Below are 15,971 nucleotides of genomic sequence, written 5' to 3' on the forward strand. Positions count from 1 at the left end.
CCGGGCGTCGTACGGTGCGGTGCCGAACCGGGGGCGGACTCTCCGGTATGTGATGGGGGCCACCGCACGGCCGTAGGATGGCGCGGTGCTGGTCAAGTGGATTCGCTGCACCGTGGTGGACCGCCCGGGTTTCGAGCGGGGGCAGCGGAAGTGGGCGGGGTTGCCCGGCGAACCGGGATTCCGGGGGCAGGGCGGTGGCTGGAGCCGGGGGCGTCCGGATGTGGCGCATGTCTTCGCGTTCTGGGAGAGCCGGGCGTTCTACGACTCCTTCATGGCGCGTTCGCACGACCGGCTGGCGGCCGCGCAGTCGGGCACGTACCGGGATATGCAAGTCCGGCTGTTCGAGCACCGGTTCGATGTGAAGGTCGGCTTCGAGCCGCGGTTCTCCGATGCGGACGTGGTGCGCGTCGCGCACTGCCGGGTGCGCCCCGACCGGGTGGATCACTTCACGCTGGTGCAGGAGAAGGTGTGGAATCCGGCCATGGCCGGGTCGCCCGGGATGCTGCGCGGGGTGTTCGGCGAGGCGCCGGGGAACGAGTTCCTGGTGCTGTCGATGTGGGATTCGGCGGCCGAGCACGGGAAGTACCGGGTGGAGCGGGTCGAGCGGCTCGGCCTGCGCGCGCAGACGGAAGCGGATGTGGCGGCGATCGCGGGCGATGTCGTACGGGTCGAGTCCGCCTGGACGGTGGCGTGAGGGCGGGACGAGCCCTCGGCTGATCGAGGGGAGGCCCTGCGCTCAGGAGTCGGCCCTGATCACCCGCGGGCAGGGGAATACGCCCCGGCCCGGACCGCGGCGGCGACGGCGGCCGCCGTCTGGTCGGCGAGCGGCGTATCGATGGGCTCACGGGTGATCAGCGCCCGGAAGAACAACGGCGCGGAGACGGCACGTACGACCGCCGCGGCGTCGGTGCCGGACGGGGCCTCACCGCGGTCCACGGCCCGCCGGACCACGGATTCGCAGCGGGCGAAGCGCTCGGTGTAGAAGTCGCGCAGCGCCTCGGCCGCGCGTTCGGACTGGAACGCGGCCGCGATGAAGGCGGTCGGTGCGGCGGCGGCCGGCGCGCTGCCGAAGGTCTCGGTCACCTCGCGGGCGAGGGCGCGCAGATCGCCCTCCAGGCTTCCGGTGTCGGGCGGTGTCCAGGCGTCCTCGCCCGCGAGGTCGAGCGCGTCCGCCACAAGCCCCTCGACGCTGCCCCAGCGCCGGTAGACGGTCGTCTTGTGGATGCCCGAGCGCTCGGCGACGTACTCCACGGTCAGACCGGGATAGCCGTGCTCGGCGAGGCCGGTGAGCACGGCGTCGCGCACCGCCGAGCGGGTGCGTGCGGTGCGCCCGCCGGGGCGGACGGTGCCCGGTGTCGGGGCGGCGCTCTCTGCGGACAAGTGCAACTCCAGTTGTGTTAGCGGGTTTCCTGTGCCATGGTGAGGGTAATGCAACATCAGTTGTATTTGGAGCGTGCGGTCCGAATGGCCCACGTGCTCGCGTGCTTGGAGGTGCGCCCCTGTGCCCACGCAGATCTCGCTCCGAAGCGTCACGCTGTCCCGGGGGGACCGGCTGCTGATCGACGACGTGTCCTTCGCGGTCCGGCCCGGGGAGCGGGTCGGCGTCGTGGGGGAGAACGGAGCGGGCAAGTCCACCCTGCTGCGGCTGCTGGCCGGGAGCGAGTCACCGGACGACGGGGCCGTGGTGACGGTGGCCGACGGCGGCATCGGTCACCTCGGCCAGACGCCCGAGCTGCCCCCGGATCACACCGTGCGCGACGCGGTGGACGCCGCACTCGCCGAGGTGCGCGCCATGGAGCGCGGGCTGCGCGAGCTGGAGGCGGATCTCGGCGGTGGCGCCCCCGGCGCGCTCGCCGCCTACGGCGATCTGCTGACCGCGTTCGAGGTCCGCGGCGGCTATGAGGCGGACGCCCGGGTGGAGAAGGCGCTGCACGGCCTGGGGCTCGGCGGCATCGGGTACGAGCGGCGGCTCGGCAGTCTGTCGGGCGGTGAGCAGGCCCGGCTCGGGCTCGCCTGCCTGATCGCCGCCGCGCCCGAGGTGATGCTGCTGGACGAGCCGACGAACCACCTCGACGGTGCCGCGCTCGGCTGGCTGGAGGAGGCGCTGCGGGGGCATTCGGGCACCGTCCTCGCGGTCTCCCACGACCGGGTCTTCCTGGAGCGGGTGGCGACCGCGATCGTCGAGGTGGACGCCGACCGGCGCGCCCTGGTGCGGTACGGAGGGGGGTACGCCGGATTCGTCGCCGAGCAGACCGCCGCGCGCCGCCGCTGGGAGCAGGCGTACGAGGAGTGGTGCGCGGAGACGGCCGCGCTGACGGAGGCCGCCACGACCGTCGCACGGCGGGTCGCCCCGGGCCGCGGCATGAAGGACGGCAACAAGCTGGCCTACGACCGGGACAGGGGGCGTGTGCAGTCCTCGGTGTCCAGCAGGGTGCGGAACGCCAGGGAGAGGCTGCGCAGGCTCCAGGAGGACCCGGTGCCGCGCCCGCCGGAGCCGCTGCGGTTCTCTGCGCTCCCCGCCGCGGGCACGGCGGGTGGTGTGCTCATCGACCTCCACGACGTCCGCGTGGGGGAGCGGCTGGCGGTCGACCGGCTCACCGTGGCGGCCGGGGAGAGAGTGCTCGTCCACGGTGCCAACGGCGCGGGCAAGTCCACGCTGCTGCGGGTCATGGCGGGATGGGAGGAGCCGGATACCGGCCGGGCGACCCGCCGGGGCAGGATCGGCTATCTCGCCCAGGAGATACCCGTTGCCAGACCCCGGGAGCGGCTGCTGTCGGCCTTCGGCCGTGGGCTGCCGGGGACACCGGAGGAGCAGGGCGCCCTTCTCCTGTCGTACGGCCTGTTCCACACGGACGATCTCCACGTCCCGGTGGGATCGCTCTCCGCGGGCCAGCGCCGCCGGCTGGCGCTCGCCCGGCTGCTGGCCCGCCCCGCCGATCTGCTGCTGCTCGACGAGCCGACCAACCATCTCGCCCTCGGCCTGGTGGAGGAGCTGGAGGAGGCGCTGGCCCAGTGGACCGGGGCGCTGGTGGTGGTGTCGCACGACCGGCTGCTGCGAAGCCGCTTCACCGGGCGCCGGTGCGAAATACGAGGAGGCCGGCTCATGGCCGAGGAGGGGGGTGCGGCACCGGTCGCGGCCTCGATCTAGGGTGGCGCCATGGCACGACCCCGGCGCATCGTCCTCCTGCGGCACGGAGAATCAGAGGGGAATGTTGATGACTCGGTGTACGAAAGGGTGCCCGACCATGCCCTGAAGCTGACCGAGACCGGGCGCCGGCAGGCGGCGGAGGCGGGCGAGCGGCTGCGCGCCGCCTTCGGTGACGAGCGTGTGTCGATCTATGTGTCGCCGTACCGCCGCACCCACCAGACCCTGAGGCTGCTCGATCTCGACCCCACGCGCACCCGGGTCAGGGAGGAGCCGCGGCTGCGGGAGCAGGACTGGGGAAACTGGCAGGACCGCGAGGACGTGCGGAAACAGATGGCGTACCGCGACGCCTACGGACACTTCTTCTACCGGTTCGCGCAGGGTGAGTCGGGAGCCGACGTCTACGACCGGGTGGACGCGTTCCTGGAGAGCCTGTGGCGCAGCTTCCAGGACCCTGCCCATCCGCCGAACGTCCTGCTGGTGACCCATGGGCTGACCATGAGGCTGTTCTGCATGCGGTGGCTGCATTGGAACGTCGCCGAATTCGAGTCGCTGTCCAACCCCGGCAACGGCGAATCACGGGCCCTGCTGCTCGGCTCGGACGGGCGCTACCACCTGGACCGGCCCTTCGAGCGCTGGTGCACCCCCAAGCCCTACGGCCGCACCGGTTAGAGTGCGCAGCGATGACCGCTGACCGTTTCCATCGGGCTCTTAGGAGTCTGCGCGGGCTGGCCGTGGGCGACGCCCTCGGTTCCCAGTTCTTCGTCCCCGCCAACCATCCGTTCCTCAAGCGTCGCGAGCTGCCGCCCGACCCCTGGCAGTGGACCGACGACACCGAGATGGCCTGTTCGATCCTGGCCGTCCTGGTGAACCACGGCCGGATCGACCAGGACCATCTCGCCCGGTCCTTCGCCGACCACCATGATTTCGACCGGGGCTACGGCCCCGCCGTGAACCGGATGCTCCGCCTGATCAGGGAGGGCGGCGAGTGGCGTGACCTGGCCGCCGGGCTGTTCCAGGGGCAGGGATCGTGGGGCAACGGCGCCGCCATGCGGATCGCCCCGCTGGGAGCCTGGTATGCGGGAGATGTGGAGCAGGCGACACATCAGGCGGAGATCTCGGCGTACACCACACATCAGCACCGCGAGGCCGTGGCGGGAGCCATGGCGGTGGCCGCGGCCGCGGCGCTGGTGGCGGATCCGGCGGGCCACGGTGGGCCGGAGGAGCTGCTGGACCAGGTGGTCGAGGTGGTGCCGCGCAGCGCGGTCCAGGCGGGACTGCGCCGCGCCCGCGACATGCTCGACTACGCGGACGCCGGGACCGTCGCCGCGGTGCTCGGCTGTGGCCGGCGCACCAGCGCCCATGACACCGTGCCGTTCGCCCTGTGGGCGGCCGCCCGCCACCTGGGCTCCTTCGAGGAGGCGTTCTGGCGGACGGCCTCGGCCGGCGGGGACGTGGACACCACCTGCGCCATCGTCGGGGGAGTGGTCGCGGCCGCTGCCGCCGGTGCGCCGCCCGCCGACTGGCTGGACCGGACCGAGGCGCTGCCGGAGTGGGTCCCGGCGCGGGCCGACTGACTCCTCCCACGTGCGTGATGCGGTGCCTCGCCCGGTTTGCCCCACCGCCGAACCGGCCCTCCGCCGCGCCGTGTTGAGCCGAATCGGACACCCGGTTCACCGAGGGAGGGGCCGCCCGGAGGAGCCGGGCACCGCTGCCGAGGATCCGGCTTCCGAACGCAGGTAAGAGCGGCGTAAGGTTGTCCTCGCCATGGCATATGAACCGCCCACCCACAGTGTCGAGCGCTCGCTTCGCGCCACGACGGGAGCCAAGATCGTCGTCGGTATCGACGAGGTCGGACGCGGGGCATGGGCCGGTCCGGTGACGGTCTGCGCGGCGGTCACCGGCCTGCGCCGTCCGCCGACCGGACTCACCGACTCCAAGCTGCTGAGCCCCAAGAAGCGCACGACCCTGGCCCAGGAGTTGCACTCGTGGGTCACCGCGCACGCCCTGGGTCACTCCTCTCCCGAGGAGATCGACGGCCTGGGGATGACGGCCGCCCTCCGGCTCGCCGCCACGCGTGCGCTGGACGCGCTGCCGGTCCGGCCGGACGCGGTGATCCTGGACGGGAAGTACGACTACCTCGGCGCTCCCTGGACGGTCCGTACGGTCATCAAGGGCGATCAGTCCTGTGTGTCCGTCGCCGCCGCCTCGGTGATCGCCAAGGTGCGCCGGGATGCGATGATGGCCGAACTGGGAGCCGAGCACCTGGACTTCTGCTTCGAGGACAACGCCGGATATCCGTCCCCCGTGCACCGCGCCGCCCTGCGGGAACTGGGGCCCACGCCCCACCACCGGCTGTCCTGGGCCTATATGGACGGGCTGCCCCGCTGGCGGCACCTGAAGCGGGTCCGCAGCACCCCAGAACCGGTCGCGCTGGAGGACGAAGGCCAACTCGGCTTCGACTTCTGAGCAGACCAAGCGGTCAAACCGCCACCCGCCGATGCGACTCGCACCGACGTTTGATAGACATCAGCCCATGCCTCTCATCCCCGAGGAGCCTCAGATTCACGAGAGTGTCCCGGGTCCCCGCGCGACACCGGCCGCAGGCCGCACCGCGCCGACCCCTCGTCCTGTCCCTGGTCCCGGCCCCCGGCCCGCACCGCGGCGGCCTGGAAGCCCCGGTCCCAACCGTGGCTCCGCCGGAACCTCGTCGGCTCAGTCGCAGCGCACCGCGAGCGATGCGACGAAGCCCCTGCCGACCGCCCCGGCGGCTTCGGCTGCCAAGGCCGCACCCGCCGCCGCGAAGGCCGGTCCCCAGCTTCAGCTCATACCCGCCACGGTGGACGGCGCGCTGGACGCGGCGGACGAGGCGGTCGACCTGCTGCTGGATTCCGGCCGGGCCCCCGCTGACATCCTGGTGCTTACCACCGGGGAGCAGCATCCGTGGGCGGCGCATGAATTGTCCTTCGGCGAGGCGTCGTACTGGGCGCAGCACGACGCCGGAGACGATGTCTTCTACGCCGGTGCGGATGCCGATCGCACCAAGGGCCGCCCGGTCGTGGTCGTCGCCGTCAACGGCGGTGCGAACGACGCCGTGGCCCGCGCGCTGCCCGAGGCGATGGGCCGTGCCGGGACGCTGCTGATCGTCTGCGGCGACCCGAAGCGCATCAACGCCCTCATCGGTCCGGGCGCCTGAGGCCGCACGCCCCCGAACGCCCGGTGTCCGGCAGGCTCTGTCCCCGTGGCGGAGCTGTCCGGCATCCGGACGGACGGAGGTGGCCATGGGCGTCCCGCGACCGGTCGGACGCGGGTGCCCGGCGACCGGTCAGACGGCGGCGGACTGGCTCAGCGCCGTGCGCGCTCCGCGGTGGGGCCGCGGCAGCGCCTTCGGGTCGCCGTCGCCCTCGACGGCCACATCCAAGTCGGTGGGCAGCGAAGCGGAGTGCGGCCGACGGCCGCCCCGCCCCTCGCCGAGGACCCGCCAGCCGTCACGCGTCAGCGTGATGTAGGCGCCGCAGCGCAGGCCGTGCAGGGTGCAGGCGTCGCGCAACCCCCACATCCAGGCGCCGTCCTCGTCCGTCCACCGGCTCTCGCCCTCGCGGCAGTAGAGCAGCACGGCGGTGCGGATCGGTGTGCGGCGCCGCAGATCGTGCGGGATCACCCGGCGCAACTGCGCCAGCAGCGCGTTCCGGAAGTCCCAGCCGTCGATGGCGGTGGCTCGGCGGACGAAGGAGGCGCTCGCCGTGAGCCGTTCGTCCGGATCGAGGACCGCGACGACGACGGTCGAGGGCGTCGGCAGATGGCGGCTGTGCAGTCCGGTGACCACCTCGCGTGGATTGCGCAGCAGCGGGATCCCCGCTGCCGCCCACTCGGCGGGCTGGAGCATCCGGCCGACCCGGGAAACGGAATCGGCGGACGGTGGCGGAGCGAAGCCGAAGGTCACGGTCCTCCCTTCGTCTGCGCCCACGGTCCGTGCGAAGGGTCGGGCACGGGCGCGGGCCACGACACAGCCCGACGGACCACGGACGGACCGAGGGCGGGGGAGCTGCGGACAATTCTTGCGGTCGCGCCCGCGTGCGGCAATGAGCAGTTGGTCCCACTGACTGTTTTACCTGGATGTGCGTTCTATATTCCTGACCGGTTCATGCCCCGCCGCAGCCTTGGCCGCCCCTACCCCTGCACGGCCAGGACCAGCGGAAACACTCCGGCTGCTCCGGCTCGGCGGAGCAGCCGGGAGGCGACGGCCAAGGTCCAGCCGGTGTCCGCCATGTCGTCCACCAGCAGCACCGGCCCACCCGCCTCGGCAAGGGCCGCCGCCAGCGGGGGCGGCACGGTCAGCGCGCCGTGCAGCGCTCGCAGCCGCTGGGCGCTGTTGGTGCGCGGCACCCGGGTGTCGAATTCGCCGTCGTGGTACGCGACGCTGCCGAGCAGCGGCAACCGGCCAACGGTGGCGATCCGTTCGCCGAGTGTCCGGATCAGCTCCGGGCGGGTGCGCGAGGCGACCGTGACCACGCCCACCGGGCGGTCCGCGGCGTCCGGCGCGCCCGAGGCCCAGCCGCCGGGGCCCTTGGCCCAGTCGGCGAGCACTGTCACCACCGCACCGGCCACATCGTCGGGCACCGGGGCGTCCGGACTCTGCGGGGCCAGCAGCGGCCGCAGCCGGTTTCCCCAGCCGATGTCGGAGAGCCGGCCCAGGGCCCGGCCCGGGGCGGCCTGCTCATCCGCCGGAATGCGGCCCTTGAGATCGACGCCAACCGAGGGCAGCCCGGTCGGCCACATACGGCGCGGCTCCACCTCGACACCGGGCCGCCCCAGCTCGCCGCGCGCCGCGTCCAGCGAGGCGTCGGACACCTCGGTGGTGAACCGGGCCCCCGCGCAGTTGTCACAGCGGCCACAGGGCGCCGCCTTCTCATCGTCCAACTGCCGCCGCAGGAACTCCATCCGGCAGTCGCCCGTCGAGGCGTACTCCCGCATGGCCTGCTGCTCGGCCTCCCGCTGGCGCGCCACCCACGCGTACCGCTCCGCGTCGTACGCCCAGGGCTGCCCGGTCGCGGTCCAGCCGCCGCGCACACGCCGCACCGCGCCGTCCACATCGAGCACCTTGAGCATGATCTCCAGACGTGACCGCCGCAGCTCGACCTGGGGCTCGAGCGCGGGCAGGGACACCGGCCGGTCCGACGCCGCCAGCACCTCGAGGGTGCGGCGCACCTGCTCCTCGGGCGGGAAGGCGAGCGAGGCGAAATACCGCCAGATCGCCTCGTCCTCGCGACCGGGCAGGAGCAGCACCTCGGCGTGCTCCACACCGCGCCCGGCGCGCCCGACCTGCTGGTAGTAGGCGATGGGGGAGGACGGCGAACCGAGATGCACCACGAAGCCGAGGTCCGGCTTGTCGAAGCCCATGCCCAGCGCGGAGGTGGCGACCAGCGCCTTGACCCGGTTGGCCAGCAGGTCCTCCTCGGCCTGCTGGCGATCCGCGTTCTCCGTCTTGCCGGTGTAGGAGGTGACGGTGTGGCCGCGCTGCCGCAGGAACGCGGTCACCTCCTCGGCCGCGGCGACGGTGAGGGTGTAGATGATCCCCGAGCCCGGCAGCTCATCGAGGTGCTCGGCGAGCCAGGCGAGCCGATGCGCGGCGTCCGGCAGCGGCAGCACGCCCAGTCGAAGGCTCTCCCGGTCCAGCGGCCCGCGCAGCACCAGCGCCCGCGCGGTCCCTTCGCCGGTGCCCAACTGCTCGGCCACATCGGCCGTGACCCGTGCGTTCGCGGTCGCGGTCGTGGCGAGCACGGGCACACCCTGGGGCAGATCCGCGAGCATGGTGCGCAGCCTGCGGTAATCGGGCCGGAAGTCATGGCCCCAGTCGGAGATGCAATGCGCCTCGTCGACGACCAGCAGGCCGGTGGCGGCGGCCAACTGTGGCAGCACCTGGTCCCGGAAATCGGGGTTGTTGAGCCGCTCGGGGCTCACCAGCAGCACATCCACCCCGCCCTCGGCCACCTCCGCCTGGATGGTGTCCCACTCCTCGGTGTTCGCGGAGTTGATGGTGCGGGCCCGGATACCGGCGCGCGCGGCGGCCTCGACCTGGTTGCGCATCAGCGCGAGCAGCGGCGAGACGATCACGGTCGGACCGCTGCCGCGCTCGCGCAGCAACGCGGTGGCGACGAAATACACCGCCGACTTGCCCCAGCCGGTGCGCTGCACGACCAGCGCCCGGCGGCGCTCGGCGACCAGCGCCTCGATCGCCCGCCATTGATCTTCCCGGAGCCGGGCGGAGCCTGTGGTGTCCCCGACGAGGCGGGCCAGGACGCGGTCGGCCGAGGTACGCAGATCTTCGTCGCTCATGCCCCCATGCAACCCGATCCCGCCGACATCGCGCCAATGGCCCCGGCAGCCTGTGGATAACGTTATCCACAGGGGTGGCGGGGCCGACGAGGCTGAGGGACCGTCGGGCCATGACTCGACACAACGAATCGGCCGGTCTGCCCGGCGAAGAGCAGGTCACCCTCCGCAGCCCGGCCGAGCTCGCCGATGCCCTGCCCTATGTCCTGGGCTTTCAGCCGGACGACAGCATCGTGATGATCGCGCTGCACGGCTCCCGCGGCCGGTTCGGCGGCAGGCTGAGGCTCGGCATTCCCCGGATCCCGGAGGAGTGGCCCGAAGTCTGCGACCAGCTCGCCGAATGCCTGATCAGCGGCAGCGAGCGACGCGGCGGGCGGCCGGACGGGGTCGTTCTGTTCCTGTGCCAGGAGCCGGCCGAGGGCGAGTCGGGGCAGGAGGCGATGGAGCGGCTGCGGCCCCTCGCACAGCGGCTGCGCACCGCGTGCGGCGGGTTGGAGGTGCCGGTGTTCGAGGCGCTGTGCATCTCCGGCGGCCGGTTCTGGTCGTATGTCTGTCCCGACCGGCGCTGCTGCCCGCCGGAAGGCGTTCCGCTCGCCCTGCCCGGCACCTCGGTGATGGCCGCGGCGGCGACGTTCGCGGGGGTCCAGGTGCGCGGCTCGTTGCGCGAGATGGAGGCCAGGCTCGCCCCGCTCGGCGCACCCCGGGCCGACGGGCAGGAGCGGGCGCTGGACGCGGCCGGGGCCGAGCTCGTGCCAAGGATTCTGGACGGTGGTGAGTCCACGACGGTGTGTGAGCAAACCCTCGGTCTGGTGGGCCGGATGCTGGACACCTTTCAGGCCGCGCCGTCGGCCGCCGACGCGTGTGCGGCCGATCTCCACGATGACCGGCTGCTCGACGATCAGGAGGCGGCCGCGGTGATCATCGGGCTTCAGGACCGACGGACCCGGGACCGGGCGGCCGGGTGGATGGAGGAAGTGGACGCAGGCGCGGCGCTGCGGCTGTGGCGTGCGCTGGCCCGTCGCTGCGTCGGCTCCTACGGGGAGCACGCGGCGGCGCCGCTCACCCTGGCCGGGTGGGTCGCCTGGTCGGCGGGTGATGAGCTCACGGCACGGGTGGCGCTCGGCCGTGCCCTGCGGGTCGATCCCGACTACCTCTTCGCAAGGCTGCTGCACCAGGCGTGCAATGAGGGGGTCCATCCGAAGCTGCTGCGGCGATGCCTCCGGCGGGAGGACTCCGACGCCGGGCGTGCCGACCTCGCCGACCGTGCCGACCGCGCTGTGCACGCGGCAGTCCACGCGGAGTTGGAGAGGCTCGGCGAGCCGGCGGACGCCGCACTGTTGGAGACGGCCGGACCGGTCGAGTCGGCTGAGCCCGCCGAGCGGGTCACCCCCGCGGAAGCAGAGGAGTCGGCGGAGACGGAGGAACTGGCGGAGTTGGCGGAGTCGGCGGAGGCAGAGGAGCTGGCGGAGTTGGCGGAACTGGCGGAAACGGAAGCCAAGGGAGAGCGGGATTCTGTGCGGGAGTGGCCGGGCGGGACGGTGGGCCCGGGCGGGAAGAGCGGCCCAGCCGGAACGGCCGCCCCGGGTGGCAGGCGTCGTCCGGAAGGGCGGCCGCGCGCCCGGCGCCGGACCGGTGGACGGGGGACGCGCAGCCGCCGCTGACCCGGACCGGCGGGAGGGCCGTGGGCTGAGGGCCAGGGGCGGTGGGGGAGCCCTGTAACGGGGCGTGGGGTGGACGGCCGGTGGGCGGACCGGTGAGTGGGCCGGGGTGCGGTGGTCCGGGGCGTGGGGCGGCTCGGAGGCGTTCGGAAGGAGGTGCGGGATTCGCGCAGGCGAGCGCTTGAGAGAGCGATTTCCCGAACATTGGTGATCATGCTCAAGGGCCTGATTATCGTCAGGCAGACGACTATGATCGCGTCATGCCCTACGACCCGTCGGTCTTTCCGGCGTTCGCCGTCACCGTTGATCTGGTCGTGCTCACCGTGCGGCGGCATTCGCTGTGTGCGCTGGCCGTCCGACGCGGGGAAGCGCCCTTCAAAGGGCGGTGGGCGCTGCCCGGCGGTTTCGTCCGGGCCGATGAGGATCTCGCCGCCGCCGCTGCCAGGGAGCTGGCCGAGGAGACCGGGCTGCTCGCCCATGACCCCACGCTTCCGGTCCCTCCGAACGCCGCCCATCTCGAGCAGCTCGCCACCTACGGCGATCCGAAGCGGGACCCCCGTATGCGCGTGGTCAGCGTGGCGCACCTCGCGCTGGCGCCCGATCTGCCCGCACCCCGGGCCGGAGGCGACGCGCACAGCGTGCGCTGGGCCCCGGTCGGATCGCTGCTCGACCAGGACGGGGCTTTCGGCCGTGACAGTGATCTGGCCGCCCCGCTCGCCTTCGACCATGCCCGCATCCTCGCGGACGGGGTCGAGCGCGCCCGCTCGAAGATCGAGTACTCCTCGCTGGCCACCGCCTTCTGCCCGCAGGAGTTCACGGTCGGCGAGCTGCGCCGGGTGTACGAGGCGGTGTGGGGCGTGGCCCTGGACCCGCGCAACTTCCACCGCAAGGTCACCGGCACCCCGGGATTCCTGGTGCCCACCGGCGGTACGACGACCCGTCAGGGCGGACGTCCCGCCCAGCTCTTCCGGGCCGGAGGAGCGACGCTGCTCAATCCGCCCATGCTCCGCCCCGAGGTGTGACGAGCCATGACACGACGAATCCACGGGAGAGCTATGTCCCGAAGAAATAGGACATAGCGGGTTAACGTGCTCCGGTACGCCACCAGTCCCCACGTGCCGTCGAGCGGTTCCATGCCCCGCGGGAGAAGCCATGATCCAGGCCACCGGACTGACCAGCACCCCCCGCCGCAACCAGCCGCCCGTTGTCGACGACCTCACCTTCGAGGCCCCGGCGGGCCGGGTCACCGCACTGCTCGGCGGCCCCGGCGCGGGCAAGACCACCGCGCTGCGGCTTCTGCTACAGCTCGACCGGGGCCATGGCTCCGCCTTCTTCCGGGGCCGCCCCCTGCACCGCATCCGGCGCCCGGCTCATGAGATCGGCGTTCTCCTCGAGGACGTCCCCGGGCACCCCGGCCGCACCGTGCGGGGGCATCTGAGGATGCTCGGTGCCGCGGCCGGGGTGCCCGCCGCACGCGCCGATGTGGTGCTCGACGTGGTCGGCCTCACCGATCTGGCGGACGAGCGTCTCGGTGATCTGTCGACCGGCGCGGAGCGTCGTCTCGGGATCGCCATCGCTCTTCTCGGGGACCCGCACACCCTGGTGCTCGACGAGCCCGCACGGGGCCTGTCGGCCCGGGAGACCGCCTGGCTCTACGGGCTGCTGCGCCAATTCGCCGCCCATGGCGGCGCCGTCCTCGTCGCCACCGAGGACGCCGAGGGCGCCATCCGCGTCGCGGACCAGGTGCTCACCCTGGAGTCGGGTCGGCTGGTGGCCGATCAGCCGGTGGACGAGTTCGCCCACACCCGGCTGCGCCCCCGTGTCGTGGTCCACTCCCCGCTCGTCGGCCGGCTCGCCGCCGTCCTGGAGGAGGAGGTCCAGGCCGCCCGTCAGCTTGCCGAGGCCAAGGCGGAGGAGGAGGCCCGCGCCGCGGCCGAGCTCGAGGCCAAGGCCGAGGCGCCACAGGCCGACGTCGCCCCGTCCGATGTCGCCGAAGGAGTCGAGGCCGCCAAGGCCGAGGGCGCCGGGCCCAAGGTCAGGAAGAGGGCGATCTGGCGCAAGGTCAGGAAGGCCCAGCCCGCCGCAGGTGGCGCCGCTGCCGGGGCCGAGGCGACCAAGGCCACCTCTGAGGTCGCGGCCAACGACAAGGCGGCCCAGCCGGAGGGCAAGGCGGCCAAGTCGAATGGCAAGGCGGCCAAGTCGGACAAGGCGAAGAAGGCTGCCCCTGCCCCCGCCGTCCCCGTCCCTGTCCCCACCCCCTCTGTCGACGCCGATGCGACCGCCGCGCGGACCGGGGCCGTGGCTCGGGCCGTGGCCGGGCCCGAGGCCGAGGAGGAGCCCGTCGCCGCGCCCGCCGACCCGTTCTCCGTGGTGCGGGACGACGACACCCACATCTCCGTCTACGGCCTGTCCCCCGCCTCCGTCGGGGAGACCGCCTACCGCCACGGCATCGTGGTCCACCGGCTGGTCGAGGAGACCGCGGATCTGGGCCCGGGCACCGTCGCGGGCGCCCGCGCCCGCGACCCCGAGGCGCCCCCGCTGCGCCTGCTCCCCAAGCTCCGCTTCCCCGGCCCCGCCTGGCCGATGCGCTACGAGCTGCGCCGCACCACCGGCGTACGGACCGGCTGGCTGATCGGCGTCGCCGCCATCGTCGCCTCCCTCCTCGCCTCCGTGCTGCTCGCCCGCGCGGGTGGCGTCGGGGAGCTGCACCGGCTCACCGGCTGGCCCGCCGATCTCCCGCTGCCTCCCATCGCCATCGCGGCAGGTCTTCTGGGAGCCCTCGCCTTCGGCGACGAGTTCCGCTTTCCGGCACTGGCCGCGACCCGGGACGCCGTGCCCCGACGGCTCGGGCTGCTAGCCGCAAAATTCGCGGTCTGCGCGGCCGGTGCCGTCCTGCTGTCGCTCGGCGTCATCGTGCTCGACAGCGCGGCGCTCCTGCTGCTCGTCGGCGGCAACGCGGTACCGCTGCCGGGCGACTGGCCGGAGTTGGTGGTCGGCGTCTTCGGGCTGACCATCGGCTCGTCGTGGGCCGGGCTGCTGGCCGCCGGAGTCTTCCGGTCCACCGCGCTCGGGCTGGCCACCCTGCTCGCCGTGCCGATCCTGGCGGTGCCCGTCGTCCAGCGTGCGGCGGAGGATCCGTCGCTGCGTTCGCTGGTCATGCTGCCGCACCGGCTGCGCGCGGCCACGCTGGACCGGCCGCCCTCCATGATCGACCGAGGGCTGGCGGTCGCGCTGCGGCTCGCCTCCCAACCGGTCGGACAGGCCCTGATGTTGTCCGTCGCCGTCCTGCTGTGTGCCTACGCCCTCACCGGTCTGCGCGGCAGGAGCACTCGCCAGTAACACCCACCCCACCTCACCCCAGCCCGGGCCCGGCCCCCGGGCTGGGCGGCCGGGCCCGGCCCGCCGGTCGTCCGGCCCGTGCGAGCCAGTGGATCAGGCCCGAAGTGGATTCGCAGACCCATAGCGCGAACTGCTCGCAACTCCCCGCAGCATGCTTCTTTCTGTCCGATTGAGCGTCAATTATGAGGTAATGGGCGATCACCCTTTCGTGTGCTTTTCACCAAAGACCTCAAGGGCTTCCGAGGCGTCGCCGACAAAGGATGCGTGAGTACCCTTGCGCACACCACGATGACCGCGGCTCGCCCCGCCGACTCCGGCCTGGCCGGTTCGGGCGAGCTTGACCGCTACTCCTACGCCGACGCCCCCGGCGCCGGCCGCGGCAGCGCCCCCTCCTCCTGGGACGGTGCCGAGGCAGAGATCGGCCGGGTGGGCCGACGCGCGGCCGGCAACCGGGGCCGCGGGCTGCACGGCCAACTCGTACAGCAGCTCGGCCAGATGATCGTCTCCGGCGACCTGGGCGCGGACCGTCCGCTCGTCCCCGAGGAGATCGGACAGCGCTTCGAGGTCTCCCGCACCGTCGTACGGGAATCGCTGCGCGTCCTCGAGGCCAAGGGCCTGGTCAGCGCCCGCCCCAATGTGGGCACCCGGGTCCGTCCGGTCAGCGACTGGAATCTGCTCGATCCGGACATCATCGAGTGGCGCGCCTTCGGCCCACAGCGCGACGACCAGCGCCGCGAGCTGTGCGAGCTGCGCTGGACCATCGAGCCGCTGGCCGCCCGGCTCGCCGCCGGGCACGGCCGCGAGGAGGTGCAGCAGCGGCTCGCCGACATGGTCGAGATCATGACCCATGCGCTGACACAGGGTGACGCCCTCACCTTCTCCCGCGCCGACGCCGAGTTCCACGCCCTGCTGCTACAGGTCGGGGGCAACCGGATGCTGGAGCACCTGGCGGGCATCGTCGCCGCCGCGCTCCACGTCTCCGGGGCGCCCGTCTCCGGCTGCGACCGCCTCACCGAGGCGGGCGTCGCCCACCACCGCCGGATCGTGGAGGCGATCGGCGAGGGCGATGCCGCGGCGTCCGAGGCGGCGATGCGCCAGTTGCTGACCGTCCACCCGGATCTCGATCATGCCGAGGTCGGGGTGCCCGCGCCGCGCGAGCACTGATCCGTCGGCGCGTCCGGTGCCCGGATCCCCGGGCGTCCGGAGCGTGCCGCGTACGACGTACGGCAAGGCGGTGTCAGTAGGCGGCGAGTGCCGGCCCGATGGATGCCGTACGGCGTACGAGAGGGCGTCGCCGGATCCCGCGCCGCGGGTTCGGCGGCGCGGCGCGACCGATCGGTCGGCACCGTACGGCTCCCATCGGTGCACGACTGGGAGTTTTCTGTCCCGTTGGATGGGCATTAAGACCGTTATGGGGTGTGACTCGGGCCACGAGTATTGGGCGTAACGCTCTTTGGGGTAGCGCGATGATTAAAGAGGTGGCAGCCGCGGAGGGA

Annotated in this window: 13 protein-coding genes; 10 read left to right on the forward strand and 3 right to left on the reverse strand. The window is 72.9% G+C overall.

Annotated features, from left to right (window positions below):
* Positions 1–85 precede the first annotated feature (85 nt).
* Complete coding sequence (locus tag KN815_RS11885; RefSeq protein ID WP_216341753.1) at positions 86–694, forward strand: YdbC family protein; 609 nt, start codon at positions 86–88, stop codon at positions 692–694.
* A 59-nt stretch (positions 695–753) separates the two neighbouring features.
* On the opposite strand, the gene KN815_RS11890 is transcribed toward KN815_RS11885, so the two are convergent.
* Positions 754–1,380, reverse strand: coding sequence for a TetR/AcrR family transcriptional regulator (locus KN815_RS11890; RefSeq protein WP_216341754.1), 627 nt, complete (start codon positions 1,378–1,380; stop codon positions 754–756).
* Between the two features lie 121 nt (positions 1,381–1,501).
* Between KN815_RS11890 and abc-f the strand changes: the two genes are divergently transcribed.
* From abc-f to KN815_RS11915, 5 genes are all read left to right on the forward strand, one after another.
* Complete coding sequence (gene abc-f / locus KN815_RS11895; protein WP_216341755.1) at positions 1,502–3,148, forward strand: ribosomal protection-like ABC-F family protein; 1,647 nt, start codon at positions 1,502–1,504, stop codon at positions 3,146–3,148.
* A 9-nt stretch (positions 3,149–3,157) separates the two neighbouring features.
* Positions 3,158–3,817, forward strand: a complete 660-nt coding sequence (locus KN815_RS11900) for a histidine phosphatase family protein (RefSeq protein WP_216341756.1) — start codon at positions 3,158–3,160, stop codon at positions 3,815–3,817.
* An 11-nt stretch (positions 3,818–3,828) separates the two neighbouring features.
* Positions 3,829–4,722: an ADP-ribosylglycohydrolase family protein gene (locus KN815_RS11905; protein ID WP_216341757.1), complete on the forward strand. Its 894-nt coding sequence runs from the start codon at positions 3,829–3,831 to the stop codon at positions 4,720–4,722.
* Positions 4,723–4,912: 190 nt separating this feature from the next.
* The gene (rnhB, locus tag KN815_RS11910; RefSeq protein ID WP_216341758.1) at positions 4,913–5,614 is read left to right on the forward strand and encodes a ribonuclease HII; all 702 of its coding nucleotides are present in this window, start codon (positions 4,913–4,915) and stop codon (positions 5,612–5,614) included.
* A 67-nt stretch (positions 5,615–5,681) separates the two neighbouring features.
* Positions 5,682–6,341, forward strand: coding sequence for a hypothetical protein (locus KN815_RS11915; RefSeq protein WP_216341759.1), 660 nt, complete (start codon positions 5,682–5,684; stop codon positions 6,339–6,341).
* A 129-nt stretch (positions 6,342–6,470) separates the two neighbouring features.
* Here the strand turns inward: KN815_RS11915 and KN815_RS11920 are convergent, their stop codons facing one another.
* Positions 6,471–7,088 (reverse strand): hypothetical protein, encoded by a 618-nt coding sequence (locus KN815_RS11920; protein WP_216341760.1) that lies wholly within the window; start codon positions 7,086–7,088, stop codon positions 6,471–6,473.
* A 227-nt stretch (positions 7,089–7,315) separates the two neighbouring features.
* Positions 7,316–9,481 carry a RecQ family ATP-dependent DNA helicase gene (locus KN815_RS11925; protein ID WP_216341761.1) on the reverse strand — a complete coding sequence of 722 codons (2,166 nt, stop codon included), beginning with the start codon at positions 9,479–9,481 and terminating at the stop codon, positions 7,316–7,318.
* 110 nt (positions 9,482–9,591) lie between these two features.
* On the opposite strand from KN815_RS11925, the gene KN815_RS11930 reads away from it, so the two are divergent.
* The 4 genes from KN815_RS11930 (at position 9,592) to KN815_RS11945 (ending at position 15,639) form a co-directional block, all read left to right on the forward strand.
* Complete coding sequence (locus tag KN815_RS11930) at positions 9,592–11,139, forward strand: DUF4192 domain-containing protein (protein ID WP_216341762.1); 1,548 nt, start codon at positions 9,592–9,594, stop codon at positions 11,137–11,139.
* A 257-nt stretch (positions 11,140–11,396) separates the two neighbouring features.
* Complete coding sequence (locus KN815_RS11935) at positions 11,397–12,158, forward strand: NUDIX hydrolase (protein WP_216341763.1); 762 nt, start codon at positions 11,397–11,399, stop codon at positions 12,156–12,158.
* 130 nt (positions 12,159–12,288) lie between these two features.
* Positions 12,289–14,475, forward strand: a complete 2,187-nt coding sequence (locus tag KN815_RS11940; protein ID WP_216341764.1) for an ATP-binding cassette domain-containing protein — start codon at positions 12,289–12,291, stop codon at positions 14,473–14,475.
* Between the two features lie 210 nt (positions 14,476–14,685).
* Positions 14,686–15,639: a FadR/GntR family transcriptional regulator gene (locus KN815_RS11945; protein WP_301184567.1), complete on the forward strand. Its 954-nt coding sequence runs from the start codon at positions 14,686–14,688 to the stop codon at positions 15,637–15,639.
* Positions 15,640–15,971 lie beyond the last annotated feature (332 nt).

Source organism: Streptomyces niphimycinicus, from assembly GCF_018883605.1.
Lineage (GTDB): Bacteria > Actinomycetota > Actinomycetes > Streptomycetales > Streptomycetaceae > Streptomyces > Streptomyces niphimycinicus.